General features: G+C 68.8%; 26 protein-coding genes and 1 pseudogene. 16 read left to right on the forward strand and 11 right to left on the reverse strand.

The features are described 5' to 3' along the window. Positions 1-219: 219 nt before the first annotated feature. From tuf to ABZZ79_RS24960, 7 genes and pseudogenes are all read right to left on the reverse strand, one after another. Positions 220-1,413, reverse strand: coding sequence for an elongation factor Tu (gene tuf, locus ABZZ79_RS24930; RefSeq protein WP_356692155.1), 1,194 nt, complete (start codon positions 1,411-1,413; stop codon positions 220-222). Positions 1,414-1,570: 157 nt separating this feature from the next. Further along, positions 1,571-3,697 carry an elongation factor G gene (gene fusA, locus ABZZ79_RS24935; protein WP_356692157.1) on the reverse strand — a complete coding sequence of 709 codons (2,127 nt, stop codon included), beginning with the start codon at positions 3,695-3,697 and terminating at the stop codon, positions 1,571-1,573. A gap of 39 nt (positions 3,698-3,736) precedes the next feature. Beyond that, entirely contained in the window at positions 3,737-4,207 is a 471-nt protein-coding gene (gene rpsG, locus ABZZ79_RS24940; RefSeq protein ID WP_003992340.1) for a 30S ribosomal protein S7, read from the reverse strand. A gap of 2 nt (positions 4,208-4,209) precedes the next feature. Beyond that, entirely contained in the window at positions 4,210-4,581 is a 372-nt protein-coding gene (gene rpsL / locus ABZZ79_RS24945) for a 30S ribosomal protein S12 (protein ID WP_003948652.1), read from the reverse strand. A gap of 510 nt (positions 4,582-5,091) precedes the next feature. Then, positions 5,092-5,274, reverse strand: a pseudogene (locus tag ABZZ79_RS24950) (hypothetical protein); the annotation flags it as partial. Further along, entirely contained in the window at positions 5,271-5,906 is a 636-nt protein-coding gene (locus ABZZ79_RS24955; protein WP_356692159.1) for a hypothetical protein, read from the reverse strand. The pseudogene ABZZ79_RS24950 and the gene ABZZ79_RS24955, both read right to left, overlap by 4 nt. 190 nt (positions 5,907-6,096) lie before the next feature. Further along, the gene (locus tag ABZZ79_RS24960; RefSeq protein WP_356692161.1) at positions 6,097-6,402 is read right to left on the reverse strand and encodes a WhiB family transcriptional regulator; all 306 of its coding nucleotides are present in this window, start codon (positions 6,400-6,402) and stop codon (positions 6,097-6,099) included. 231 nt (positions 6,403-6,633) lie between these two features. Between ABZZ79_RS24960 and ABZZ79_RS24965 the strand changes: the two genes are divergently transcribed. The 7 genes from ABZZ79_RS24965 (at position 6,634) to ABZZ79_RS24995 (ending at position 10,489) form a co-directional block, all read left to right on the forward strand. Then, positions 6,634-7,089 carry a helix-turn-helix transcriptional regulator gene (locus ABZZ79_RS24965; protein WP_356692163.1) on the forward strand — a complete coding sequence of 152 codons (456 nt, stop codon included), beginning with the start codon at positions 6,634-6,636 and terminating at the stop codon, positions 7,087-7,089. Between the two features lie 333 nt (positions 7,090-7,422). Beyond that, the gene (locus tag ABZZ79_RS24970) at positions 7,423-7,830 is read left to right on the forward strand and encodes a hypothetical protein (RefSeq protein WP_356692165.1); all 408 of its coding nucleotides are present in this window, start codon (positions 7,423-7,425) and stop codon (positions 7,828-7,830) included. Between the two features lie 124 nt (positions 7,831-7,954). After that, a complete protein-coding gene (locus ABZZ79_RS24975; RefSeq protein WP_356692167.1) occupies positions 7,955-8,524 on the forward strand; it encodes a phage tail protein in 570 nt (189 codons plus the stop codon). Between the two features lie 114 nt (positions 8,525-8,638). Beyond that, positions 8,639-8,929: a hypothetical protein gene (locus ABZZ79_RS24980; protein WP_356692169.1), complete on the forward strand. Its 291-nt coding sequence runs from the start codon at positions 8,639-8,641 to the stop codon at positions 8,927-8,929. 65 nt (positions 8,930-8,994) lie between these two features. Continuing rightward, positions 8,995-9,330 carry a hypothetical protein gene (locus ABZZ79_RS24985; protein WP_356692171.1) on the forward strand — a complete coding sequence of 112 codons (336 nt, stop codon included), beginning with the start codon at positions 8,995-8,997 and terminating at the stop codon, positions 9,328-9,330. A 63-nt stretch (positions 9,331-9,393) separates the two neighbouring features. Continuing rightward, positions 9,394-10,044 carry a hypothetical protein gene (locus ABZZ79_RS24990; RefSeq protein ID WP_356692173.1) on the forward strand — a complete coding sequence of 217 codons (651 nt, stop codon included), beginning with the start codon at positions 9,394-9,396 and terminating at the stop codon, positions 10,042-10,044. A 103-nt stretch (positions 10,045-10,147) separates the two neighbouring features. Further along, the gene (locus tag ABZZ79_RS24995; protein ID WP_356692175.1) at positions 10,148-10,489 is read left to right on the forward strand and encodes a hypothetical protein; all 342 of its coding nucleotides are present in this window, start codon (positions 10,148-10,150) and stop codon (positions 10,487-10,489) included. 372 nt (positions 10,490-10,861) lie between these two features. Here ABZZ79_RS24995 and ABZZ79_RS25000 read toward each other — a convergent pair whose 3' ends face one another. After that, positions 10,862-11,290 carry a hypothetical protein gene (locus ABZZ79_RS25000; RefSeq protein WP_356692177.1) on the reverse strand — a complete coding sequence of 143 codons (429 nt, stop codon included), beginning with the start codon at positions 11,288-11,290 and terminating at the stop codon, positions 10,862-10,864. Between the two features lie 106 nt (positions 11,291-11,396). Between ABZZ79_RS25000 and ABZZ79_RS25005 the strand changes: the two genes are divergently transcribed. The 5 genes from ABZZ79_RS25005 (at position 11,397) to ABZZ79_RS25025 (ending at position 16,988) form a co-directional block, all read left to right on the forward strand. Then, positions 11,397-12,284 (forward strand): hypothetical protein, encoded by an 888-nt coding sequence (locus ABZZ79_RS25005; RefSeq protein ID WP_356692179.1) that lies wholly within the window; start codon positions 11,397-11,399, stop codon positions 12,282-12,284. Positions 12,285-12,449: 165 nt separating this feature from the next. Further along, positions 12,450-13,511: a hypothetical protein gene (locus tag ABZZ79_RS25010; protein WP_356692181.1), complete on the forward strand. Its 1,062-nt coding sequence runs from the start codon at positions 12,450-12,452 to the stop codon at positions 13,509-13,511. A gap of 67 nt (positions 13,512-13,578) precedes the next feature. After that, entirely contained in the window at positions 13,579-14,415 is an 837-nt protein-coding gene (locus tag ABZZ79_RS25015) for a hypothetical protein (RefSeq protein WP_356692183.1), read from the forward strand. Further along, positions 14,402-16,771 (forward strand): hypothetical protein, encoded by a 2,370-nt coding sequence (locus ABZZ79_RS25020; protein ID WP_356692185.1) that lies wholly within the window; start codon positions 14,402-14,404, stop codon positions 16,769-16,771. Before ABZZ79_RS25015 ends, ABZZ79_RS25020 begins: the two co-directional genes overlap by 14 nt. After that, complete coding sequence (locus ABZZ79_RS25025) at positions 16,764-16,988, forward strand: hypothetical protein (protein WP_356692187.1); 225 nt, start codon at positions 16,764-16,766, stop codon at positions 16,986-16,988. Before ABZZ79_RS25020 ends, ABZZ79_RS25025 begins: the two co-directional genes overlap by 8 nt. 36 nt (positions 16,989-17,024) lie before the next feature. Here ABZZ79_RS25025 and ABZZ79_RS25030 read toward each other — a convergent pair whose 3' ends face one another. Further along, positions 17,025-17,882, reverse strand: coding sequence for a hypothetical protein (locus ABZZ79_RS25030; protein WP_356692189.1), 858 nt, complete (start codon positions 17,880-17,882; stop codon positions 17,025-17,027). Between the two features lie 272 nt (positions 17,883-18,154). Here ABZZ79_RS25030 and ABZZ79_RS25035 point away from each other — a divergent pair, with 272 nt between their 5' ends. The 3 genes from ABZZ79_RS25035 to ABZZ79_RS25045 are packed head-to-tail and all read left to right on the forward strand — an operon-like array spanning position 18,155 to position 19,662. Beyond that, positions 18,155-19,072 carry a peptidoglycan-binding protein gene (locus ABZZ79_RS25035; protein ID WP_356692191.1) on the forward strand — a complete coding sequence of 306 codons (918 nt, stop codon included), beginning with the start codon at positions 18,155-18,157 and terminating at the stop codon, positions 19,070-19,072. A gap of 24 nt (positions 19,073-19,096) precedes the next feature. Beyond that, complete coding sequence (locus tag ABZZ79_RS25040) at positions 19,097-19,384, forward strand: hypothetical protein (protein ID WP_356692193.1); 288 nt, start codon at positions 19,097-19,099, stop codon at positions 19,382-19,384. Then, the gene (locus ABZZ79_RS25045; protein WP_356692195.1) at positions 19,381-19,662 is read left to right on the forward strand and encodes a hypothetical protein; all 282 of its coding nucleotides are present in this window, start codon (positions 19,381-19,383) and stop codon (positions 19,660-19,662) included. Before ABZZ79_RS25040 ends, ABZZ79_RS25045 begins: the two co-directional genes overlap by 4 nt. A 72-nt stretch (positions 19,663-19,734) precedes the next feature. Here the strand turns inward: ABZZ79_RS25045 and ABZZ79_RS25050 are convergent, their stop codons facing one another. Then, positions 19,735-20,238 (reverse strand): DUF1707 and DUF4190 domain-containing protein, encoded by a 504-nt coding sequence (locus ABZZ79_RS25050; protein ID WP_356692197.1) that lies wholly within the window; start codon positions 20,236-20,238, stop codon positions 19,735-19,737. Between the two features lie 49 nt (positions 20,239-20,287). Between ABZZ79_RS25050 and ABZZ79_RS25055 the strand changes: the two genes are divergently transcribed. Continuing rightward, positions 20,288-20,629 carry a hypothetical protein gene (locus ABZZ79_RS25055; RefSeq protein ID WP_356692199.1) on the forward strand — a complete coding sequence of 114 codons (342 nt, stop codon included), beginning with the start codon at positions 20,288-20,290 and terminating at the stop codon, positions 20,627-20,629. Here the strand turns inward: ABZZ79_RS25055 and ABZZ79_RS25060 are convergent. Next, entirely contained in the window at positions 20,608-24,507 is a 3,900-nt protein-coding gene (locus ABZZ79_RS25060; RefSeq protein ID WP_356692201.1) for a DNA-directed RNA polymerase subunit beta', read from the reverse strand. The genes ABZZ79_RS25055 and ABZZ79_RS25060 overlap by 22 nt on opposite strands. Positions 24,508-24,592: the final 85 nt, after the last annotated feature.

The raw sequence follows: 24,592 nt of genomic DNA on the forward strand, positions 1-24,592 counted from the left end.
TTTCACCCGGGCGTGGGGCCTATGTTGCCCCACCTCTCGCCCAGGCGCCCCACAGCGTTCCCCAAGACTTCACCCGCCCCCCGCGCAACCCCCGCCGCCCCCGCGCGGCCTTCGCCGGGTCCCGGGTACGGCGAAGGGGCCCGCACGACCGAAGTCGTGCGGGCCCCTTCTGGAGCTCGATGGAGCTACCGGGTCAACCGACCCTCAGGCAAACGGAGCTTACTTGAGGATCTTGGTGACCTGGCCGGCGCCGACGGTCCGGCCACCCTCACGGATGGCGAACTTCAGGCCCTCCTCCATGGCGATGGGCTGGATCAGCTCAACGCGCATGTCGGTGTTGTCGCCCGGCATGACCATCTCGGTGCCCTCGGGGAGGTGCACGACGCCGGTCACGTCCGTGGTACGGAAGTAGAACTGCGGGCGGTAGTTGTTGAAGAACGGCGTGTGACGGCCACCCTCGTCCTTGGACAGGATGTACGCCGTGGCCTCGAAGTCCGTGTGCGGGGTGACCGAGCCGGGCTTGATGATGACCTGGCCGCGCTCGACGTCCTCGCGCTTGATGCCGCGGAGCAGCAGACCGACGTTCTCACCGGCCTGGCCCTCGTCGAGCAGCTTGCGGAACATCTCGATGCCGGTGACCGTGGTGGTGGTCTTCTCGGTCTTGATGCCGATGATGTCGACGGTCTCGTTGACCTTGAGGACACCACGCTCGATACGACCGGTGACGACGGTGCCACGACCGGTGATCGTGAAGACGTCCTCGATCGGCATCAGGAACGGCTTGTCGACGTCACGCTCGGGCTCCGGGATGGACTCGTCGACGGCCTTCATCAGGTCGAGGACGGTCTGGACGTACTCGGGGTCACCCTCGAGGGCCTTGAGCGCGGAGACCTTGACGACCGGCAGGTCGTCGCCCGGGAACTCGTACTCGGAGAGCAGCTCACGGACCTCGAGCTCGACGAGCTCCAGGATCTCCTCGTCGTCCACCATGTCGGCCTTGTTCAGGGCGACCACGATGTACGGAACGCCGACCTGGCGGGCCAGGAGCACGTGCTCCTTGGTCTGCGGCATCGGGCCGTCGGTGGCGGCGACCACCAGGATGGCGCCGTCCATCTGCGCGGCACCGGTGATCATGTTCTTGATGTAGTCCGCGTGACCCGGGCAGTCGACGTGGGCGTAGTGACGGGTCTCCGTCTGGTACTCGACGTGCGCGATGGAGATGGTGATACCGCGCTGGCGCTCCTCAGGAGCCTTGTCGATGTTGTCGAACGCGGTGGCCTCGTTCAGGTCCGGGTACGCGTCGTGCAGCACCTTGGTAATGGCGGCCGTGAGGGTCGTCTTACCGTGGTCGATGTGACCGATGGTGCCGATGTTGACGTGCGGCTTAGTCCGCTCGAACTTCGCCTTCGCCACTGGGATCCTCCTGTGGAGTGGTTCTGTACGCCTTGCTTCGACGGCGCCAGGTGATCTTTGCTGTCAAGTCCCGGGCCCAGGGGGAAACATCCACGTTCGCGGGTGTTTCGCCCCGAGAGGCTCCGGAGTCAAGCCTACGGCGTGTGAACGCGGTGCGTTACTCGCCCTTGGCCTTCGCGATGATCTCCTCGGCGACGTTCCGCGGAACCTCGGCGTAGGAGTCGAACTGCATGGAGTAGCTGGCACGGCCGGACGTCTTGCTGCGCAGGTCGCCGACGTAACCGAACATCTCCGAGAGGGGCACGAGGCCCTTCACGACGCGGGCACCGGCCCGCTCCTCCATGGCCTGGATCTGGCCACGGCGGGAGTTGATGTCGCCGATGACCTCACCCATGTAGTCCTCGGGCGTGGTGACCTCGACGGCCATCATCGGCTCGAGGAGCACGGGCGAAGCCTTGCGCGCGGCCTCCTTGAAGGCCTGCGAACCGGCGATCTTGAAGGCGAGCTCGGAGGAGTCGACCTCGTGGTAGCCACCGTCGATCAGCGTGACGCGCACGCCGGTCATCTCGTAGCCCGCGAGGATGCCGAACTGCATGGCCTCCTGAGCACCGGCGTCCACCGAAGGGATGTACTCCTTCGGGATACGGCCACCGGTCACCTTGTTCACGAACTCGTACGAGGCGTCGCCGCCCTCGATGGGCTCGATCGCGATCTGCACCTTGGCGAACTGGCCGGTACCACCAGTCTGCTTCTTGTGCGTGTAGTCGACGCGCTCGACGGCCTTGCGGATCGTCTCGCGGTACGCGACCTGCGGCTTGCCGACGTTGGCCTCGACCTTGAACTCACGGCGCATGCGGTCGACCAGCACCTCGAGGTGCAGCTCGCCCATACCACCGATGATGGTCTGGCCGGTCTCCTCGTCCGAGTGGACCTGGAAGGACGGGTCCTCCTCGGCCAGGCGCTGGATCGCGACGCCCAGCTTCTCCTGGTCACCCTTCGACTTGGGCTCGATGGCGACCTGGATGACCGGCGCCGGGAAGTCCATGGACTCCAGGATGACCGGGGCCTTGTCGTCGCACAGCGTCTCACCGGTCGTGGTCTGCTTCAGACCCATGACGGCGATGATGTCGCCGGCGCCCACCGACTCGATCTCCTCACGCTTGTTCGCGTGCATGCGGTAGATCTTGCCGATGCGCTCCTTCTTGCCCTTGACGGAGTTCAGCACGGCGGTGCCGGACTCCAGGCGGCCCGAGTAGACCCGGACGAAGGTGAGCTTGCCGAGGTGCGGGTCGCTCATGATCTTGAACGCCAGCGCGGACAGCGGCTCGTCGTCGGACGGCTTGCGCTTGACGACCGTCTCCGCGTCCTTGACGTCGTGGCCCTCGATGGCCTCGACGTCCAGGGGGGAGGGGAGGTAGCGCACGACCGCGTCGAGCAGGGGCTGAACACCCTTGTTCTTGAACGCGGTACCGCAGAACACCGGGGTGACCGTGGTGTCCTTGGACTTGCCGGACGCGATGGTGATGCGACGGATCGCGGCGTACAGCTGCTCCACGGAAGGCTCGGCGCCCTCCAGGTACAGCTCCATGATCTCTTCGTCGTTCTCGGCCACGGCCTCGAGCAGCTTGCCGCGGTACTCCTCGGCAGCCTCGGTATGCGTGTCCGGGATGTCGACGACGTCGTACATCTCGCCCTTGGTGGCCTCGGCGGACCAGACCAGGGCCTTCATCGTCACCAGGTCGACGACGCCCTTGAAGTCGGCCTCGGCGCCGATCGGCAGCTGCATCACGATCGCCTGAGCGCCCAGGCGGTCAGAGATCATGTCGACACAGCGGTGGAACTCGGCACCGGTGCGGTCGAGCTTGTTGACGAAGCAGATACGCGGAACGCCGTAACGGTCCGCCTGACGCCACACGGTCTCGGACTGCGGCTCGACACCGGCGACACCGTCGAACACCGTCACGGCACCGTCGAGCACGCGCAGGGAGCGCTCCACCTCGACGGTGAAGTCGACGTGCCCCGGGGTGTCGATGATGTTGATGGTGTGGTCGACGTCCTCAAGCGGCCAGTGACAGGTGGTGGCAGCAGAGGTGATCGTGATGCCACGCTCCTGCTCCTGCTCCATCCAGTCCATGGTGGCGGCGCCGTCGTGGACCTCACCGATCTTGTACGAAACGCCGGTGTAGAACAGGATCCGCTCGGTGGTGGTCGTCTTGCCCGCGTCGATGTGGGCCATGATGCCGATGTTGCGCACCTTGGCCAGGTCAAGCGAAGTGGTAGCCATAAGGCTTCAGTCTTCTCTCGGTCTCGATGTGGACTGCGACTACCAGCGGTAGTGCGCGAAGGCCTTGTTGGACTCGGCCATCTTGTGCGTGTCCTCGCGCTTCTTGACGGCCGCACCGAGGCCGTTCGAAGCGTCGAGAAGCTCGTTGAGCAGACGCTCGGTCATGGTCTTCTCGCGACGGGCGCGGGAGTAGCCGACGAGCCAGCGCAGCGCGAGGGTGTTGGCACGACCGGGCTTGACCTCGATCGGAACCTGGTACGTCGCACCACCGACACGGCGGGACTTGACCTCAAGGGTCGGCTTGATGTTCTCCAGCGCGCGCTTCAGCGTGATGATCGGGTCGTTGCCCGTCTTCTCACGCAGACCCTCCATGGCGCCGTAGACGATGCGCTCGGCGGTGGAGCGCTTGCCGTTCAGCAGCACCTTGTTGATCAGGGAGGTCACCAGAGGAGAGCCGTAGACCGGGTCGATGATGACCGGGCGCTTCGGGGCGGGGCCCTTACGAGGCATTCTTACTTCTCCTTCTTGGCGCCGTAGCGGCTGCGGGCCTGCTTGCGGTTCTTGACACCCTGGGTGTCGAGCGAGCCGCGGATGATCTTGTAGCGAACACCCGGCAGGTCCTTCACACGGCCGCCGCGCACGAGCACGATGGAGTGCTCCTGCAGGTTGTGTCCCTCACCCGGAATGTAAGCGGTGACCTCGATCCCGCTGGTCAGACGCACACGCGCGACCTTACGCAGGGCCGAGTTCGGCTTCTTCGGGGTGGTCGTGAACACACGCGTGCAGACGCCACGACGCTGAGGGGAACCCTCGAGTGCGGGCGTCTTGTTCTTCTCGACCTTGTCCTGCCGGCCCTTACGGACCAGCTGCTGGATCGTAGGCACTACTTCTCCGGTTTCTGTGTGCCGATAGGTGAAGCTAACCTGGAACGTCGCCGACCCACGCGGTCGGGTGTGTCGAATCCGGCGGGCTCCCGCCGTGAGGCGAAAGGAGCACAGATTGCGGTGGCCGCTCACAGCTCGCTATGCGGTTGAAGGCACGCACGAGAGCCAGGGCACACCCCAGGCACAAGGTCTGAGCGTACCTACCGCACAGACTCCGGTCAAAACAAATGGAACGAGGCAGGAGGATGGCAGCCTCGGACGACCATGACCTGGGATTTCACCCGGGTCACCCCTCTCTACCACAGGAGGGGCCGCCCCGCGACTCGGGGCGGCCGACGGCTTCGGGTACGACGCACCGACTCTGTGGTGGAGGCCGAGGTGAACGACATGCGCTCACTGCGTGATCTTCGGACCTCTGATCCCGGGGACCCCGGTGATCCCGTGGAGGCCGTGGGGCGAGCCGGGGTCCTCGGCCGGTACGGCCGCTCGGCGGGCCCGGTGCGTCGCGCCACGGGCCGCCCGCTCCGCGGCGAAGACGTCCTCCAGGCGGAAGAGCTGGGCCCGCCCGGCCTTGGCGACCGGGGCGAGGCGGCCCAGCTGGACCCACTTGCGGATGGTCGCGGGCGCGACGCCGGCCTCCTGGGCCGCGAGGGGGCCGGGGATCAGGGCCGGCAGGTCCGGGCAGCTGCTCATCGGGCGTGCTCCCGCTCCGTGGCCGCACGCCGCCACTCCCCCTCGTCCCAGCTGTGCCGGTAGGCGGGGTCGTCGTGGCAACCGCACAGGGCGTCCGTGCAGCGGCACGCGGGGTTGACGCACAGCACGGCGCCGCGGTCGGGAAAGGCGCGCAGGGAGACCGAGTCGCACCAGGGGCAGCGGCCGGACATGCGGACGACGGTCTCGGTGTCGCCCAGGGCCCGGGCGCAGCGCCGGGCCATGCGGCGCGTCTCGTCCCGCACATGGGCGGCCAGGACGGGGTCGGCCGCCACACCGTCGAGCAGGGCGGCGATCCGGTGCAGCCGCTCTGGCACCGGGGCCCGGCGGGCCCGCGGCAGACCGAGCCGGTCCCGGACGGCCTCCTCCAGCTCGATCACCCCGTCGGTGATGTCGCGCAGGGCGTCGGAAACGTGCAGGCGCAGCGGAGCCGCGCTGTATCCGGGGGCGACCTGCCCGTGCCGCTGCTGGAGAAGCAAGGCCTCGGCACGTTCCTCGCGCAAACGTTCGGCGAGGTCCGCCGGCGGTGAGGGCATGTTGCCGGGACGGCCGGCCGGCGAGGTGCGGCCCGGAACCAGCTCGGCGGACAGCTCCGGTAACTGCTGAAGGAGCATGCCGATCCAGAGGGCGGCGTGGGCGACGGGGCGGTTGTCAGGGGGCGGGGCGCTGCCGGACTCAGCGGGCGTCGGGCGGACCTCGGAACCAGCGGACCCGGCGGACCCGGCGGACCCGGCGCACGACGGACGGGCCTCGGACACGGCGGACCCGGGGTGGGCGTCGGTCCGGCCGGAGGGTTGGCGTGCCTCAGACAACGCGACCTCCGGGGGCTGCCACCGCTCGGCCGGAGCGCCATAGGCGGCCGCCGCAGACGCCGTCGAACCAGTTGTCGGCCGGGATGACCGCGTCCTCGCACTGACGACGCACTGTGCAGTCGGCGCAGGCGCGTAGTGCGGGAGCGGCTTCCTCGACCTTCTTGGAGAAGACGACGTCGGGCGGCAGCCCGGCGCAGGCGGCGGCGGACCGCCACCCCGCGGGTTCGGCAGGTGTGAAAAAGCGGGTGGGCTGGGGCGCGCTCAGGGGGTGCGGTGGGCACGGACCGGCGACGGACATGGGACCTCTCCCTGGTGAGGGCGGGTGTCGGACATGCCTCACCAGCCTCACAGATTGCGCGCGCGCTCGCAACGTATTTGAAAGCGAAGATCCCTCCAGCCCCGCCAAACACGCACATTCCTCCAAGGACCTCCCAAACTCCGCTGGATTTTCACACCAGCGACAGGAGGCACGTAATACCGCGCGCGCAAGCAAGCTAAACTCGTGCTCCCGGAGGGAGGCGAACAACACATGACCAGTCAGGACCTGGAGGCATTCGCGGCCTGGGTCGAAGACCTGATGCGCGAACGCGGCTACGACATCGACAGCCCGCGGGGTGGCGGGAAGTCGAGGATCGCCGACGAGGCGGGGGTGCATCGCGCCGCCGTCACCCGCCTGTTGCAGCGGCAGAGCATGCCGGACCTCGAAACCACCCGCCGACTGGCCAGGGCACTCGGCGTCCCGGTGCGCGAGATGCTCATCCGTTCCCGCCGGCTGAGCGCTGATGAGCTGGCCGACCCCCACGACCGACCGGCCCCCCCGACACCCAGCGCCGCGCTCGGCCGTCGGCCGACGCTGGAGGAGGTCGCCGATCTACTGGGCGTACCCGCGGACCGACGCGAGATGTTCGTCAGGGTCGTGGAACAGTTCCTGCCCGGCGAGGCGAAGGCGAGACCTGGAGCCGGAGCATCCGCAAGCGTCGACTGACAACTGGCCCACCTCACCCTCCTCGTCCCCCTTGCCCTGCCGTATCCCACCGATGCGGCGGGGCTTTCCGCTTCTCGGGGCCCGCGACGCGGAACACGGCAAGGGCGGGCGGCCACGGCCGGCCCGATGGTGGCACCGGCCGAGGGCAGCCGGACCGGCCGCGATCCGGAAGTTGCGCTCGCGCTCGCAACATGTCACAGTTGGTGCAGCGGCGGAGCTGTGCCCACGACGGGTGACGGCCCGCCGTTTCGCATGGGCCCGCTTTCACCGGCCCGTCCGCACCAGCCGGTCCCGCCGGTCTGACAGCCGGTCTGACAGAAGGGAGGCCACCTCGTGGCCGATCCCGCGGTCATCTTCCCCGACGTCGAGGACCTCGTCGTCGACTACCTGACCGACCGCACCGAACTCTCCACCGCCACCGTGAGCAACGTTCCACCGAGCGGCTTCACCGGCACCCAGCCGGTCGTCCTGGTCTCCCGCGCCGGCGGGGCATGGATCGACGACCAGCACCTGGACCAGCCGCTGGTCGACTTCGAGGTCTACGGCCCCGACAAGACCGCGGCGCACACCCTGGCCCTGAAGGTCCGTTCCGCGGTGCTCACCCTGCGCGGAACGACGCAGGGCACCACTCTCGTGTCCGACGTCGTCGAGGCCGACGGCCCGCGCTGGGCGCCCGACTGGAACCGCTCGTCGGCGAACCGCTACTACTCCACGGTCCGGCTGGTCATCCGACCAGCCTGAGCTCGCCGCACCCGGCGCCCTCCCCCGATCAGGCCCTGTCCGCCTCCCGAGGCACGGCAGGGCCTTCGCCATATCCAGGCACCTCTCCACCCACCACACACCTTCTCTTCTCAAGGAGTCACACATGGCAGGCAACAACACCAACGAGATCCGCGTCGCCGGCACCGGCCGCATCCTGGTCGCCCCGGTCGGCACGGCCGCGCCGACCGACACCACCGCCGCCTGGGCAGCCGCGTGGAAGGACCTCGGCTACACCTCGACCGACGGCATCAAGCTGGCCAAGAAGGACAAGCTGGACCCCGTCGACACCTGGCAGTCGGTCTCTCCGGCCCGGTTCATCTACTCGGACCGCGACCTGACCGCGAAGTTCCAGCTGCTCCAGCTGAACGAGGACACGCTGCCCTTCTTCATGGGCGGTGACCCCATCACCGAGACGTCGGCCGGCTCCGGCATCTACAAGTACAACCTGGCGTCCAACCCGAAGAACAACGAGAAGGCGCTGGGCATCGAGTTCACCGACGGCAGCGCCATCACCTACCGCTTCATCATCCCGCGCGGCCAGGTCACAGAGTCCGAGGAACTGTCGCTGACCCGCACCGCCCCCATCAAGCTCGGCGTCACCTTCACCGCCATGGCGGTCGACGACGTCACGCCGCTGGCCACCTTCCTGATGAAGGACCCGGCGTACGCGTAACCCCTCCCCCGCGGGCGGGCCGGGACCGGGGTTTTCCGGCCCCGGGCCCGGCCCGCCCGCACCCTCTCCCCCTGCCCACCAGACGAACCCCTGCTACACACCCAGGAGTTGAACATGCCGGCATTCGACGTCAGTGCCGCCCGGGCACAGCGCCAGGAGGCCCTCGGCCGCGCCTGGTCCTTCGCCCTCGACGGCGACACCTTCACGCTCCCCACCGAGCTGACCCGCAAGACCGCCCGCGCGCTGCGCGACCTCGACGACAACGACGTGGACGGCCTGCTCCGCGTGCTGCTGGGCGAGGCCCAGTTCGAGCGCTTCGACCGGCACGACGTCACCCTGCAGGACATCGCCGCGATCCTTGAGGCGTACGGCAAGGAGACCGGGCTCGGCCTGGGGGAAGGCTGAGCCTCGGCGAGTTCGTCGACGAGCACGCCGAGGCCCTTGAGGCGGACCTGCTCCGCCACTACGGCGTGGACCTGCTGGACTGGCACCGCGGCCGGCTCTCCTCACGTCGGCTCGCGGTGCTGGTCAGGCATCTGCCACGCGACAGCGCGACCCTGCGCGAGACGCACGGCGAGGCGACCGACTGGGCGGTCACGGACTACCTGCTCGCGGCCGCCGTCGACCAACTCGCCGAGGCGAACTGGATGTTCGCGACCGTCAACCGCGACGAGGACGCGGAGCCACTGGAGTACCCCCAGCCGGTGCCGCGACCGGGAGCGGAGCAGACGCCCGCGCCGCAGGCCGAGGACCCCGCCGAGGTCCGCAACCCCAGCCCCGCCGAACTGGTCCGGTTCTTCAGCTGAGAGCCGGGGACACCGAGATCGATCCGGCTTTCGATCCCATCCCCTCGCAGGAGTGATGCACCCATGACCCTTTACACCCCGCTCAGCGGCCTGCCGTACCCGCAGCCCACCGACACCGCGAACCTGCCCCTCCACCTCCAGTCGCTCGCGGAGGGCATCGACAGCCGTACGATCCTGCGCTACGCGACGGCCACCGACCGGGACTCGGCGGTCACCACCCCGGTGGCCGGGATGGTTGCCTGGTTGTCCACACCGGGGACGCTCACCTACTACACCGGCTCCGCATGGATCGCGCTGGGCGCCTGGAACACGTACACCCCCACCTGGTCCGCCGACCCCTCCGCTCCCTCGATCGGCAACGGCACGATGACCGGCAAGTACGCGGTGGTCGGCAAGGTCTGCCACTTCACCACCCTGGTGACCTTCGGGTCGACGACGACCTTCGGCGGCCCCAACTACACCTTCAGCCTGCCGGTCACGGCCGGCGCGCTCGGCGGCCTGCCGCAGTTCCAGGGCGTGGCGAGCATCGGCTCCCTCCGGGCGATGCTCTCCTGCCAGCCGACGGCGAGCACGGGTGCCACGTCGTACACGGTCTGGGGCCCGACGTCGACCTCCTCGCCCGACCTCGACCAGATCGGCGGCTCGGGACTGCTCGGCGCGTCCTGGGCCAGCGGCAGCGTGATGCGGATCGGCGGCACGTACGAGGTGGCCTGAAACCACTACGCCGACTCCGGTCCCAGGCGTGTGTGTGAGGTACTGTGCCGAGCAGTTATCGCTCGCGTGTTCGAATACTGAGCGACACGGGAGGGTGGGGGTCGTGACGAGGGAAGACGGGACGTTGTGGGGCGAGGCCGAGGCCATGGCGGCGGCCCAGGAACTTCAGCACGCCCTGGCCGCGCGCTTCAAGGGCCGGCCCCTGCCGCCCGACCTGGTGATCACCACCAGGTCGGAGATCGAGAAGCGGGAGTTCACCGCGTACGCACACGGCTGGCAGGACCGCGGCGAACACGATGAACGCCGCTGGGCTGAAGCCGGGGCGGGGTTACCCGCACAGGCGCGACCCCAGCCCCACCAGCCCGCCGCGGCGGAGATTCTCCCCTTACCCCACCCGTCCGGCACACCCGCGGCCCGCCCGCACCCGGAGGACGAACGGTCTTGACGGCCTGGAATCCGGGAACGGGCGGCACCGCAAAAGGGAAAAGGTCTACTGGCGTCGCAGATTTGCTGGGACGCGCCCTTTCGGCACGACCACCGGCAACGCCCCGTACGCGCTCTCGCAACCGGCACGAGCGGCGAATTCCGGGAGGCCGGCTACTCCCAAACCTTCCCCCGGAAAACTCCCCGCCGGTCCTTGCTTTTGCCGGGAACCGCATATTCCAGGTGTTCTTCGAAATGGATGAGTTCACCCACTGAGACCCGGAATCTAGACGTTACAATTCTGCCTTCACCACGAACGGACGTAGCCGAAGATCCAGCTCACCGCTGCGGCCGGGCCGCCCCAGCCGAGCGTCAGCTCGACATCACCGCCGGGTCAGTAGAAGAGAACCCCGAGACCCAGGAGTACCGCGCCGACGACCACGCAGGCCAGTCCGGGAACCCAGAAGATCACCACCCTGTCCCCCTCCCCGGACATGTCCATGTCGGCGATGTCCGCGAGCGTCCCCGTCCGGGCCCGGCTCGCCCTCCTCCGGTCGTAGACCACCGGCACGACGGTGCCCACCGGCCCTCGCGGCTCCACACCGATCTCGACAAACCTGGGCGGCCGGCTCTGGGGCGACGCCCCCGGCAGAAGGACGTCGTAGTAGACGCGCTGTCGGCCTTCGATCCAGTCGTGAAGCGTGGAGACGGCTTCGCCCTGCACGCCGCGCCGTTTCAGTTTCCGCAGCTTCAGGAACTCAAGAAGTCCGCCGAGGTCGAGGAACCAAATCAGCGCACCCAGACCCATCAGGACCAATCCCACACCTGCGATATTACTCATTCCCACCCCTTCGCCTGAAATATGCGCGCGCGCAGAATATCAGCGGGCGTCTCCCTTCGTCAACACTCACTTCCATCTGGAGACACTGATGTCCGAGGCCAAGGAAGACGAAATCCTGAAAAAGGTCGGGGAAGTCCAGAAGGACGTCACGACCGTCAAGGATCTCATCTCCCCGCCGAACCAGGCGGCCACCAAGAAGCAGCTGGACGACAAGACCGAATCCGTTCTGAAGGCCATCAAGGCGGGACCGGAAACCAGCAAGAACATTTTTGAATCACTGTTCGAAGCGCTCGGCTTGAAGGACCTCTTCGGCGCTATCAAGGACGGCGAGAACTGGGGCAGCAAGCTGGTGCTCGCCTTCGGCGCCTTCGCCGCGCTCCTACTCGGGAAGCTGCTGGACTTCGGAAGACTCTTCGGTACAGCGTTCGAAAGGCTCTCGGCGGCCTACCGGAACCGGAATACCCCCGCTGGCGATCCACGGCTGGCGGGTCGACTTCCGGCCGTCAACGAGACCGGATTCCCAAAATTCATGACCCGCGTCGAGATGGACGCCATGAATTCCGTCGCCATCAACCCGCACGGGCTCACGCCCCAGCTGCTCACCGAACTCACCAGCGCACTCAATGGCCTCACTCCGGAGATCCGGTTGTTCAACAGTGCCACCCGGAACATGGAGTCCCCCTCGACGATCAAAAAGATTGCCGCGGCGATCGGAAAACTCAAGGACGTCCTCACCCCCACCAACCCCGCCGAGTCCGTCAGGGAGGTTGCCGGGGCCATAGGCGAGCTCAACACGAAGATGCAGAACTACAAGCCCGAAAATCTGCCCAAGCCCCAGACCTTCCGAGACATCACCAACGCGGCCAAGGAACTCAACAACAATGTTGACACCCTCCGGGGCGCGTTCCAGCGCCTGGCCTCCGCCACCACCGGCGCCGCCAATTCCCTCACCGGCGGCTCCGCCTCCCCGGCCTGACGACCGCGATCTGCTCGCATGAGGTGCCCCAGCCAACAATGCCCGGATGCATTCGAGGGGTCACTGAAGAACGCCGCAAACCAGGCGTGATCACACCCCGCTTCACAACGAATCGGAGCCAGAGAAATGGGTTTGAGAGAATCTCTCAACCAGACGACAGCCGGCGTGAACAGGTTTCGGACCGCCCTCGGCAACGCATCGAGCAGTCTGGGCGCGCTGCGACAGGCGGCGGGCAGCACCACGACCGCCGTCACCAAGATACGGACCAGCGCAGGTCAGGCAGCTCCATCGCTGACCAAGGTCAAGACCGGCTCCGACCAGCTCAACACCTCCCTGAACAAGCTCAAGACCGCCGCCACCCAGAGCGGCACCGGTCTCGACAAGGTCAAGACGACCTCCAATAACACCAACACCAGCTTCGGCAAAGCCCGTGCCGGCGCCGACAAGCTCAAGTCCTCCCTCGACAAGCTCAAGTCCTCCGCCAAGGGCGCCCAGAGTGAGCTGAAGAACGTCAAGACCCAGGCCGGGGCCGTCGAGAAGTCCGTCGGCAGGGCCGCGAAGAACGCCGACAAGGGCGGAACGTCCATGGGCAGCCTCGGCAAGGGGCTCAAGGGGGCCTCGCTGGCGCAGAAGGGGCTGAACCTGGCGATGGCCGCCAGCCCCTTCGGGCTGGTGATGACCCTGCTGACCCCGCTCATCGCCCAGTTCGTCAACATGGACAAGGTCACCGCGCTGCTCCGGCAGGGTGTCTCGTACGCCATGAAGACCATCGGGACGGCGGTGGGCGGACTCGCCGGCAACGCCGGCCCGATACTCAGGGGCCTCGGCAACGCCATGCTCGCCCCGATCACCGGTCTCGCCGTCGCGGTGAACGGACTGCTCGGCGCGCTGGCCGGCATCCACATCAGCATCCCCGACTGGGTACCCAAGTACGGCGGCCGTTCCTTCGGCTTCCCCAGCCTGCACGTGCCGGTCCCGCACCTCGCCGCCGGCGGTGTCGTCCAGGCCCGCTCCGGCGGCACCCTCGCGCTCCTCGGCGAGGCCGGCGAGCACGAGGCCGTCATCCCGCTGTCCAAGCTGGAGCGCATGCTCGGGCACGGCGGCGGACTGCGCACCCTCACCTCCGCGGTGGAGAGGCTGGCCGACCGCCCGATCATCGTCCAGGTCGACTCGCAGCAGATCGCCCGCGCCGTGTTCCTGGGCGGACGGCAGCTCGCCCGGCGATAACCGAATCCCCCGCACTTCCCCGGTCGACGGTCACCCGTCGGCTTTTTTCATGCCTTCAGGAGTCCTCATGGGAAACCTCTGGATCGGCCCGCCCGGCTCCATGACCGAGATCGACCAGGCCGCCAAGTCCTTCGACCGCAGCGCCGACCTCGGCGTGAGCGAGTTCAAGTCACTCGGCGGCCGGGTCACCGTCACCCGCAACCTGGCCCCCGTCCGCCGTCTCAAGCTGTCCTGGGACCTGCTCGCCCCCGTCCACGCCCGCGCCCTGGACCGTCTCGCCCGCCGGGTCGGCGGCTCCTCGCCGGTGTTCGTGGTCGACCCCGCCGCCGGCAACGTCCTCGGCGCGGGCCATGCCGCCGGGCTCGGTGTGACCGGTGCGACCGACATCACCGGGCTCGCCCAGTGGTTCCGTACGGGGACCACCGGAGCCGTTGCCGAGAGCACGACCGCCCCCGGCACCTTCGTCTTCACCGCCGCCGACACCACCAGCGCGGTCGCCTGGAGGTGCCCCTTCACGGACAAAGGCTTCCCCGTCTCGCCCGGACTGAAGGTCTCCTTCCGCGCCCCGACCGCGCTCGCGGCACTCGGCACGGTGAGCGTCGGCCTCGACTACAAGAAGGCCGACGGCAGCTACCTCAGCTCGTCCACGGCGACCGGCGCCCTCGTGTCCGGGACCGTCCCGGCGCTCGCCGCCTACGTTACGCCCACGGCCAAGCCGGGCACCGCCGGTACCCACTCCCTCGCCGGCGCCTGCCTCACCTACGGCGGTACGGCGGAGGACGGAATCCCCGGCGACGGACTGCCCCCGATGGCGGTGACCGGCTACAGCGACACCCCCGGCCGCCCGCTGCCGTTCCGCAACTTCAGCCTCGACCTCGTGGAGGTGTCCAGTGCAGCAGGCTGACGACGCCACCACCGCGGCGCTCGCCACCGGAGAGCGCACCGCCAAGAACACCACTCGGGTCGGCGGCAAGGACGTCTCCGCGCAGGTGCAGTCCTGGTCGGTGGAACGGTCGTACGCGACCGACCTGCCGGCCGCGATGCGCGCGTTCTCCGGCTCGTCCTCCGCTCAGCTGCAGCTCCAACTGTCCGGTACGGGCGGGGTGTCGGCGCCCGAGCTGTACGCCCCGTGGGCCGACCGGACCACCGGCGACATGACGCGCCCTGGGCAGTCCGTGGTGCAGCGCGGCGGCGTGGGCCCGACGACGCTGCCCGCCTTCCGGGGCACGGTGCGCTCCCGCTCGGCGCAGGCCGGCACCGACACCGTGCAGATCACCGCCCTCGACGGGGCCGAGCGGCTGCGCGGCCCCGCGCTGCTGCCGAAGCCGTACGCCGGGTTCCGCACGGGGCACCCGGTCGCCACCGCAACCTGGTGCGTGGATGAACTGCTGCGCCAGGGCGGAGTGCTCACCTCGCCGCCGGCCCGCTACCCCGAGTTCGTCCCGGGCCAGCCGCTCACCCTCGTCCACGCGACCCTGCACGGCGGCTTCGCCACACCGTACGGCCAGCCGGAGACCGTGCCGCGCGACCGCCTGTACACCTGGACCCGGGAGGGCGCCCCGCACGAGATGGCGCTGCTGCCGCGCCCCGGACTGACCGGCCTCACCGCGAGCTGGTTCCCGCGCTCCCGGATCACCGTGCCCGGATCACGTCTGTTCGCGGAGGCCTGGGTCAATCCGGCCGTCGGGACCGGGGACACGGTCACCCTGGAACTGATCCTGGACCGCACCGGGAACGCGGGCGGCTCCCTGCGCATGGAGGTCAACTTCGCCGCGGGCACCGTGCGCATGTACTCGGCCACGGTCGACGGGGCGTACTGGTACTTCGAGTGGAGCTGGACGGGGCTGCGCGGCGCGCTGACGGGACCCTGGCACATCGGCGCCCTGTTCGACACCACGGGCGGCACCGACACATCGGTGCACCCGACCGTGCAGCCCCGGCTGACCAGCCCGGACGGCACCCACTACCTGGGCTCGCCCGCCACCTTCGTCGAGAGCTACGGCCGCCAGGACGCGGCCGAGCTGCGGGAGCTGAAGCTCGTCACCGACATGGCCGTGGAAGGCGTCCAGCTCACCAGCGGGCTGACCGCCATGCCCACGTCGTCGGTGTTCGCGCAGACCGGCACCTGGACCAAGGGCGCCGAACTCGACGACGCGATCATGCCGTTGCACGCGGTGCCGCGGGTGTCGGGGTCGCAGTGGGAGGTTCTCGGGCAGATCGCCAAGGCGACGATGTCGACGGCCGAGTTCGACGAGCGGGGTGTCTTCCGCTGGCGGAACCACACCCGGTTCGGCACCGTGCCCACGCAGGCCGACCTCAGCCTCACCTCAGTGCGCGACATCGCCGCGCTCACCCTCACCGAGGAGATCGACGCCTGCCGCAACTACGTCGTCCAGCCCGCCAAGGTCTGGGAGGACTTCGGCACCAGTGCGGGCACCACCTACACCGACACAGAGGTGCGTACCATCCCGACCTACGGCACGCTGACCGTGTCGTACGTCATGGCGGAGGAGGAGTTCGACATCGGGCCGCCCCTCACGGACGACGACTCGGTCACCACGAACGGTTCACAGGTCCGCTTCGCGACCACCCCCGCAGGCACGACGGCGGTCAAGGGCGCCGTCGACGTGCTGACCCGCCGCGAGGACGGCTACCTGGTGGTGCGCTTCACCAACCGCACCTCCCAGCCGCTCTACACGGCGAAGAAGGACGGCACCCCTTCGGTGTACCTGTTGACGCTGAAGCCCCAGGCCGACCCCGTGGAACGCAAGGCCACGGCCTACGAGGCGGGGACCGCGAGCGAGAGTTTCTACGGCCGCCAGCAGCACACCGGTGAGACCACCGACTGGATCCAGGACCTGCCCTCCGCCCAGGCCATCGCGAGCGCGCTCTGCAACGCCGGGGCCTACCCGGTGCCGGTCATCGGCGACGTGGAGGTGCTGTACGACCCCCGCGTCCAGCTCGGCGACGTCATACGGCTGACCGACACCTCGGGCACGCGGCTGGACACCCTGGCCTGGGTAGTCGGGATCAACACAACGGCGACTGCGGACGCCGGCGTACGGCAGACACTCACCCTGCGAGGTACGCAGCCCAACGGGTCGCCCGCCGACGCAGGTCTCACTCCCGATGCCGCGGCCGATCCGGTGGTCGTGACCCTGTCCGCGTACTCCTCCGTGACCGCTGCCTTCCCGACGCTCGCCGCGCTGACCGCGTCCGGGTTCACCTGGGGTCAGATCAAGGAGTCCGCTCATGTCTGAGACGACACCCGAGCCGACTCAGACGACGCAGCCGCTGCCCGGCGAGCCCGCCCTGGTGCAGGTGACCGTTCTCCCTCCGGTGGTCGTGGAGCCCGAGCCGCCCACGGATCCGCAAGTGCCCGAGGTGATCGCCGCGCCCACCGGCACCGGCGGTGCCCCGACGCGCGGCACTGCCCCCGGACCTCCGGCCGACCCGCCACCGCCGCCGGAGGTGTGAGTCACCGGTCTCGCCCGGCCGGCCACCACCTCAGCCTTACCCGGGTGCCCCCGGCCGGTGATCGTCGCGACGGCGACCGGAGGCCCTGCCTTCCAAATCGTCGGCCAGGGCACGGGCCTTGTCCGACAGGAGGGGCCGCTGCTCGCCTCCCGCACGGGCGGGGGGCGGCGGCTCCTGTTGGGACGGAGGGGGCTGCCCCGCAGACTCTCCCGAACGGCCCTCGTCCCGCCTGGCCGCCCCGTTCTCGGCGGGCCGTGGCAGCGGGGGCACGCTTGCCCGCCCCTTGCGCCGGACCACTGACCGCCGCCGCGCGGACGCCGCCTTCTTCTCACGCATCTCACGGGCTGACAGCAGGATGTCGGGCGCGGCAGCGTCTCCGGCGCCGGCCGACAAGGGCCTGTCCTTCGCCGCGGGAGCCCGGGGAGAGGGAACGCGGGCCTCGTCGATCAAGGTCCGCTCGCGCTCCCCATGCTCTTCCATCCGCGTCAACTCGGATGGCGGGTTGAGGAGTTGGACGTAGGGCAGCGATATGACCTCGCCGCCCTCCTCGGCCTCGGGGCGCCGGACCTCAGCCTCGGGGCGCCGGGCCCGACGCGGCCTGAGACCGGTGCGGGCGTCGGAATGTCCCTGGAGGTAGGCGGCGGTGATCCGCTCCTCGTATGCGCGTCGCACAGGCGGAAGCCGCTCCTCCACCACATCGGCCCAGCCCGCGCGGTAGGCGGCCAGCTCGCGCCGGTCCAGCTCGGCGCGGGGCAGGACGACGAGCTCCTCGGGTGCGTAGCCGAGGCGGTGTACGAGTTCGGAGACCCGGGCGATGAGATGCGGCAGATCGGGGGCCTGTTCGAGCCAGTCGATCACCTGCTGGTGTCCCGCGCTGCTCGCGTCTCCGTCCACTCCGTAGGCCTTGCTCTCGTTTCCCTACCTCGTCGCGCCCCGCGGCGACGACGGTTGCCCCGTCGCCGCCCCTCCGCCGTTTGACTAACCCTCAATTTCCTTATGAATCACAAGCGTTCACAAATCATCGAAAGACGAAAGGACGGACGGATCTTACTCCACGCATATGACAAACCGCGGGTCGTGTCCGGACCCGCCGCGGGTCCGACCCACGAAACGGCCAGGAGTCAGGCCACCTCACCCCCAGCCGAGCCCACCGGAAGGCACCTCCCATGGCCACACCCCTTTCCGCCGAAGCCCTCGTCTCCGCGCTGCGGGCCGAGGGCGTCACCATCGTCGAGCACGCCGGCTGGCGCACCAACAGCCGTAACCACAAGGGACGTTGGGGCCCGGTCAATGGCGTCATCATCCATCACACCGTCACCTCCGGCACCAGCTCCACCGTCGACCTGTGCTTCAATGGCCACTCCACGCTCCCCGGCCCGCTCTGCCACGGGGTCATCGCCAAGGACGGCACGGTCCACCTCGTCGGCAACGGCCGCGCCAATCACGCGGGCGGCGGCGATCCGTCGGTCCTCCAGGCCGTGATCACCGAGACGTACGGGGACCGCCCGCCGACCCCGCGCGAGCACGACGGCAGCGCGGGAGCCGTCGACGGCAACTCCCGCTTCTACGGCTTCGAGTGCGTCAACCTCGGGGACGGCCACGACCCCTGGCCCGCCGAGCAGCTCGACGCCGTCGAGCGGGTCGCGGCAGCGCTCTGCCGGGCCCACGGATGGGGGGCCAAGTCCGTCATCGGGCACCTGGAGTGGAGCGACTGGAAGAGCGACCCCCGCGGTTTCTCCATGACCGGCATGCGCCGGGGCATCCATACCCGGCTCGCCTCCGGGACGGGCGGCGAGAAGCGCCCCGAGCCTCCGCGGCGGCCGCGGCCGCCCCGCTACCAGCCGTTCCCCGGCGTCTCGTTCTTCAAGTCCGAGCCCGACTCCCCGATCATCGCGGCGATGGGCCGTCGGCTCGTGGCCGAAGGCTGCGGCCGTTACCGCGTGGGGCCGAGCTCCCACTGGAGCAAGGCCGACCGTGAGTCGTACGCCGCCTGGCAGCGCAAGCTCGGCTACCAGGGCTCCGGCGCCGACGGCTGGCCGGGCCCCTCGTCCTGGGCCGCGCTGAAAGTCCCGTACAGCTCCTGAATCTCCCCGAGAAGCGAGGTCCCCATGTCAGAGGCCGCCAAGCGCACCCTCCGCACCGTGCTGCAAACCGCCGTCGGGCTGTGTGTCGTGCTGCCGACCCTCGTCACCGCCGCGGGCGTCCCCGCCACGCTCCCCCGGGCCGCCGGGGCCCTGGCCGTCGCCGCGGCCGTGACCCGGGTGATGGCCGCACCGTCCGTCCAGGCCCTGCTCCCGGCCTGGCTGCGCACGGGCGTCCCCACCGGCACGGACGCCGAGCCGCTCTCCCTGGCCGAGGCGCGCGCGGAAGCAGGCAGGGAGCGGAGGAAAGCATGAACGAGCCGTCCTCCCCTTCCCCGTCCTCCTTCTCCGACCCGACCACCGTCGCACTGGAGCTGGAGCGGCTGCGCGGAGCCGTCGAGGCCGGCTTCGCCCGGGTCGACGGCTCGCTCGCGCTGCTGGTCCAGCGCAGCGACCAGACCGACAGGCAGCTGGCGAACCACGAAGAGCGGCTGGACGCCCTGGAGCGCTCCCGCTGGCCCCTGGCCAGCATCGGCGCGCTGGCCGCCGTGGCGACGGCCGCTCTCACGGTCTGGGGGCTGACCGCGCGCTGAGAAGCCCGCCGGGAATGCCAAGGGCAGCCACCCACCGATCAGCCGCGTCAACAACGCTTCGGTGCCGTACGCCTACCCGACCGCGACGATCAAGGTCAACAAGAAGAGCAGCGCGACCGCCCAGGCCCCGATCGCCACCCATCCGAGGATCAGTCCGGTCAGCGCGAGCCCGTCACCGCTCTCCCCCGTGCGTCTGACTTCCCTCCGGGCCAGATGCCCGAGAACCACCGCCGGAACCCCCGTCAGCCCGGCGGTGAAGAACACCAGCCCCCCGCAGACCGCCGCCGCCACGGCCTTCTCGTTGGTCCTCGGCCGGGCCGACGCAACGAACGTCGCGGGCACGGCAGGCTGCTGCGCCAGGGGCCCCTGCGGCAGGTCGGCGACGAGCAGCGCCAGCTCGCCGACGGTACGGGCGGTGTACGCCCGCTCCACCCGCTGCTCGAACTCGTCGCGCTCCAGACGTCCCTCCGCGAAACCGGCTCGGAGGACGTCGACCGCGCGTTCGCGGTCGGCGGTGGAGGCGAGCATGGAGGGGGCAGGCTGCCCGCCCCACGGCTGCCATGCGGGGTACGACACCGAAGAGCACCTCCCGAGAGACCGTGCCTACCCATCATGCCGCTCAGCCGTGCGGACCGGCACCGGGTGCGGGCCGGTTCCCCGGCGCACAGACTGCCCGCCATGTCCCTTCGCACCGCTCTACTACTTCGGCAGCCTCTACATCAAGGCGTACTCCTCGGCGCTCGGCGTGCTGCCGGAGGACCTCGGGCTGTCGGTGCAGAACGTGGTGGCCAGCAGCACAAGCGGCGTCCATCTGCGGCTGAGCGAGACCCCGGGCCTGCGCGTACGGAACGCCTCCACCGCCGACAGGACCTGGCCGGCGGCCGGCCCGGACAACGCCGAAGGGCGGCCACCCCGCAGGGTGACCGCCCTTCAGTTCAAGCGGACTTACTGGTTGTACGGACCGTAGTCGTAGTCCTCCAGCGGGACGGCCTGGCCGGAGCCCGTGCCGAACGGCGAGTAGTCGATGTCGTCGTAGCCGACGGCCGAGTACATCGCGGCCTTCGCTTCCTCGGTCGGCTCGACCCGGATGTTGCGGTAGCGGGACAGACCCGTACCGGCCGGGATGAGCTTACCGATGATGACGTTCTCCTTGAGGCCGATCAGGGAGTCGGACTTGGCGTTGATCGCCGCGTCCGTCAGAACCCTGGTCGTCTCCTGGAAGGACGCCGCCGACAGCCAGGACTCGGTCGCCAGCGAGGCCTTGGTGATACCCATGAGCTGCGGACGACCGGAGGCCGGGTGACCGCCCTCCTGGACCACACGACGGTTCTCGTGCTCGAACTTCGAGCGCTCGACCAGCTCGCCGGGCAGCAGCTCGGCGTCGCCGGACTCGATGATCGTCACGCGGCGGAGCATCTGCCGGATGATGATCTCGATGTGCTTGTCGTGGATCGACACACCCTGCGAGTTGTAGACCTTCTGGACCTCGCCGACCAGGTGGACCTGGACGGCGCGCTGACCCAGGATGCGCAGCACGTCGTGCGGGTTGGTGGCACCCACGGTGAGCTTCTGGCCCACCTGGACGTGCTCGCCCTCGCTGACCAGGAGCCGGGCGCGCTTCGAGATCGGGAACGCCGTCTCGTCGCTGCCGTCGTCCGGCGTGATGACGATCTTCTTGGTCTTCTCGGTCTCCTCGATCCGCACGCGGCCCTGGGCCTCGGAGATCGGGGCGACACCCTTCGGGGTACGGGCCTCGAAGAGCTCGACGACACGCGGCAGACCCTGGGTGATGTCGTCACCGGCCACACCACCGGTGTGGAAGGTACGCATCGTCAGCTGGGTACCGGGCTCACCGATGGACTGGGCGGCGATGATGCCGACGGCCTCACCGATGTCGACCAGCTTGCCGGTGGCCAGCGAGCGGCCGTAGCACATGGCGCAGGTGCCGACGGCGGACTCACAGGTCAGGACCGAGCGGGTCTTGACCTCACCGACGCCGTTGAGGATGAGCTCGTCGATGAGCACGTCGCCCAGGTCGGTACCGGCCGGGGCCAGCACACGGCCGTCCACGACGATGTCCTCGGCGAGGCAGCGCGCGTACACGGACGTCTCGACGTCCTCGGCCTTGATCAGCGAGCCGTCCTCGCCACGGTCGGCGATCAGCAGACGCAGACCACGGTCGGTGCCGCAGTCCTCCTCGCGGATGATGACGTCCTGGGAGACGTCGACCAGACGACGGGTCAGGTAACCCGAGTCGGCGGTACGCAGAGCGGTGTCCGCCAGACCCTTACGGGCACCGTGCGTGGAGATGAAGTACTCCAGCACGGACAGACCCTCACGGAACGAGGCCTTGATGGGACGCGGGATCGTCTCGTTCTTCGCGTTCGACACCAGACCACGCATACCGGCGATCTGACGCATCTGCATCATGTTGCCTCGGGCGCCCGAGTTCACCATCATCGAGACCGGGTTGGTCTTCGGGAAGTTGTCGTTCATCGCCACGGCGACCTCGTTGGTCGCGTTGGTCCAGATCGCGATGAGCTCCTGCGTGCGCTCGTCCTTGGTGATCAGACCGCGCTCGTACTGCTTCTGGACCTTCTCGTCCTTGGCCTCGTACCCGGCGACGATCTCCTTCTTCGCCTCGGGGACGACGACGTCGGAGATGGCGACGGTGACGCCGGAACGGGTGGCCCAGAAGAAGCCGGCCGCCTTCAGGTTGTCGAGCGTCGCCGCCACGATGACCTTCGGGTAGCGCTCGGCCAGGTCGTTGACGATCTGGGAGAGCTGCTTCTTGCCGACCTCGTAGTCGACGAACGGGTAGTCCTCGGGCAGCAGCTCGTTGAAGAGCGCACGGCCCAGCGTGGTCTTCAGCGTGAAGCTGTCACCCTGCTGCCACTCCGGCTCGCCCTCCTCGCGCACCGGCGGCTCCCAGCCACGCGGCGGGATGGTGCCCACCGGGAAGCGGATGTCCACGCGCGACTGGAGCGAGAGCTCACGGGCGTCGAACGCCATGATCGCCTCGGCGACCGACGAGAACGAACGGTCCTCGCCCTTGACGTCCCGGCCCTCACCGTCGGTGGTGAGGAAGAACAGACCGAGGACCATGTCCTGGGTCGGCATCGTCACCGGACGGCCGTCGGCCGGCTTGAGGATGTTGTTCGAGGACAGCATCAGGATGCGGGCCTCGGCCTGCGCCTCCGCGGACAGCGGCAGGTGCACGGCCATCTGGTCACCGTCGAAGTCCGCGTTGAACGCGGTACAGACGAGCGGGTGGATCTGGATGGCCTTGCCCTCGACCAGCTGCGGCTCGAAGGCCTGGATGCCGAGGCGGTGCAGGGTGGGAGCACGGTTCAGCAGAACCGGGTGCTCGGCGATGACCTCTTCGAGGACGTCGTACACGACCGTGCGGCCGCGCTCCACCATGCGCTTGGCGCTCTTGATGTTCTGCGCGTGGTTCAGGTCGACCAGGCGCTTCATCACGAACGGCTTGAAGAGCTCCAGCGCCATGGCCTTGGGCAGACCGCACTGGTGCAGCTTCAGCTGCGGGCCGACGACGATGACGGAACGCGCCGAGTAGTCGACTCGCTTACCGAGCAGGTTCTGACGGAATCGACCCTGCTTGCCCTTCAGCATGTCGCTGAGGGACTTCAGCGGGCGGTTGCCGGGGCCCGTCACCGGGCGGCCGCGACGACCGTTGTCGAAGAGGGCGTCAACAGCCTCCTGAAGCATGCGCTTCTCGTTGTTGACGATGATCTCCGGAGCACCCAGGTCCAGCAGGCGCTTCAGACGGTTGTTGCGGTTGATCACACGGCGGTACAGGTCGTTCAGGTCGGAGGTCGCGAAGCGGCCACCGTCCAGCTGCACCATCGGACGCAGGTCCGGCGGGATGACCGGCACGCAGTCGAGCACCATGCCCTTGGGGCTGTTGCTGGTCTGCAGGAACGCGGAGACGACCTTCAGGCGCTTGAGCGCACGGGTCTTCTTCTGGCCCTTGCCGGTACGGATGATCTCGCGGAGCCTCTCGGCCTCCTCGTCGAGATCGAAGGACTCCAGTCGCTTCTGCAGCGCCGCGGCACCCATCGAGCCGTCGAAGTACGTGCCGAAGCGGTCACGCAGCTCGCGGTAGAGCAGCTCGTCGCCCTCCAGGTCCTGGACCTTGAGGTTCTTGAACCGGTTCCACACCTCGTCGAGACGGTCGATCTCGCGCTGCGCGCGGTCGCGCAGCTGCTTCATCTCACGCTCGGCGCCCTCGCGCACCTTGCGGCGCACATCGGCCTTGGCGCCCTCGGCCTCCAGCTCGGCCAGGTCGGACTCGAGCTTCTTGGCGCGGCCTTCCAGGTCGGCGTCGCGGCGCTGCTCGACCTGCTGACGCTCGACGGAGACGTGGGCCTCCAGCGAGGGCAGGTCGCGGGTGCGGCGCTCCTCGTCGACGTACGTGATCATGTACGCCGCGAAGTAGATGACCTTCTCCAGGTCCTTCGGGGCGAGGTCGAGCAGGTAGCCCAGACGCGACGGGACGCCCTTGAAGTACCAGATGTGCGTGACGGGGGCGGCCAGCTCGATGTGGCCCATCCGCTCACGGCGCACCTTGGCGCGCGTGACCTCGACGCCACAGCGCTCACAGATGATGCCCTTGAAGCGGACACGCTTGTACTTGCCGCAGTAGCACTCCCAGTCCCGGGTCGGACCGAAGATCTTCTCGCAGAAGAGTCCGTCCTTTTCCGGCTTCAGGGTGCGGTAGTTGATGGTCTCCGGCTTCTTGACCTCGCCGTGGCTCCACTGACGGATGTCGTCAGCGGTGGCCAGACCGATCCGGAGCTCGTCGAAGAAGTTGACGTCGAGCACTATGCGTCAATCCCTCTCAGGGTTGTAAGTCTTGGGGTCTGAAACGGGGGTCCTGGGGCCGGCCGGGGGACCATCACTGGTCCCC

It is taken from the genome of Streptomyces sp. NPDC006458, assembly GCF_040612135.1.
Taxonomy (GTDB): Bacteria; Actinomycetota; Actinomycetes; order Streptomycetales; family Streptomycetaceae; genus Streptomyces.

Bases quoted from the DNA above. Each gene is read 5' to 3' on its own strand.
- fusA (WP_356692157.1), bottom strand. From the start codon at position 3,697: ATGGCTACCACTTCGCTTGACCTGGCCAAGGTGCGCAACATCGGCATC.
- rpsG (WP_003992340.1), bottom strand. From the start codon at position 4,207: ATGCCTCGTAAGGGCCCCGCCCCGAAGCGCCCGGTCATCATCGACCCG.
- ABZZ79_RS24955 (WP_356692159.1), bottom strand. From the start codon at position 5,906: ATGCTCCTTCAGCAGTTACCGGAGCTGTCCGCCGAGCTGGTTCCGGGC.
- ABZZ79_RS24960 (WP_356692161.1), bottom strand. From the start codon at position 6,402: ATGTCCGTCGCCGGTCCGTGCCCACCGCACCCCCTGAGCGCGCCCCAG.
- ABZZ79_RS24965 (WP_356692163.1), top strand. From the start codon at position 6,634: ATGACCAGTCAGGACCTGGAGGCATTCGCGGCCTGGGTCGAAGACCTG.
- ABZZ79_RS24975 (WP_356692167.1), top strand. From the start codon at position 7,955: ATGGCAGGCAACAACACCAACGAGATCCGCGTCGCCGGCACCGGCCGC.
- ABZZ79_RS24980 (WP_356692169.1), top strand. From the start codon at position 8,639: ATGCCGGCATTCGACGTCAGTGCCGCCCGGGCACAGCGCCAGGAGGCC.
- ABZZ79_RS24990 (WP_356692173.1), top strand. From the start codon at position 9,394: ATGACCCTTTACACCCCGCTCAGCGGCCTGCCGTACCCGCAGCCCACC.
- ABZZ79_RS25005 (WP_356692179.1), top strand. From the start codon at position 11,397: ATGTCCGAGGCCAAGGAAGACGAAATCCTGAAAAAGGTCGGGGAAGTC.
- ABZZ79_RS25015 (WP_356692183.1), top strand. From the start codon at position 13,579: ATGGGAAACCTCTGGATCGGCCCGCCCGGCTCCATGACCGAGATCGAC.
- ABZZ79_RS25025 (WP_356692187.1), top strand. From the start codon at position 16,764: ATGTCTGAGACGACACCCGAGCCGACTCAGACGACGCAGCCGCTGCCC.
- ABZZ79_RS25035 (WP_356692191.1), top strand. From the start codon at position 18,155: ATGGCCACACCCCTTTCCGCCGAAGCCCTCGTCTCCGCGCTGCGGGCC.
- ABZZ79_RS25040 (WP_356692193.1), top strand. From the start codon at position 19,097: ATGTCAGAGGCCGCCAAGCGCACCCTCCGCACCGTGCTGCAAACCGCC.
- ABZZ79_RS25045 (WP_356692195.1), top strand. From the start codon at position 19,381: ATGAACGAGCCGTCCTCCCCTTCCCCGTCCTCCTTCTCCGACCCGACC.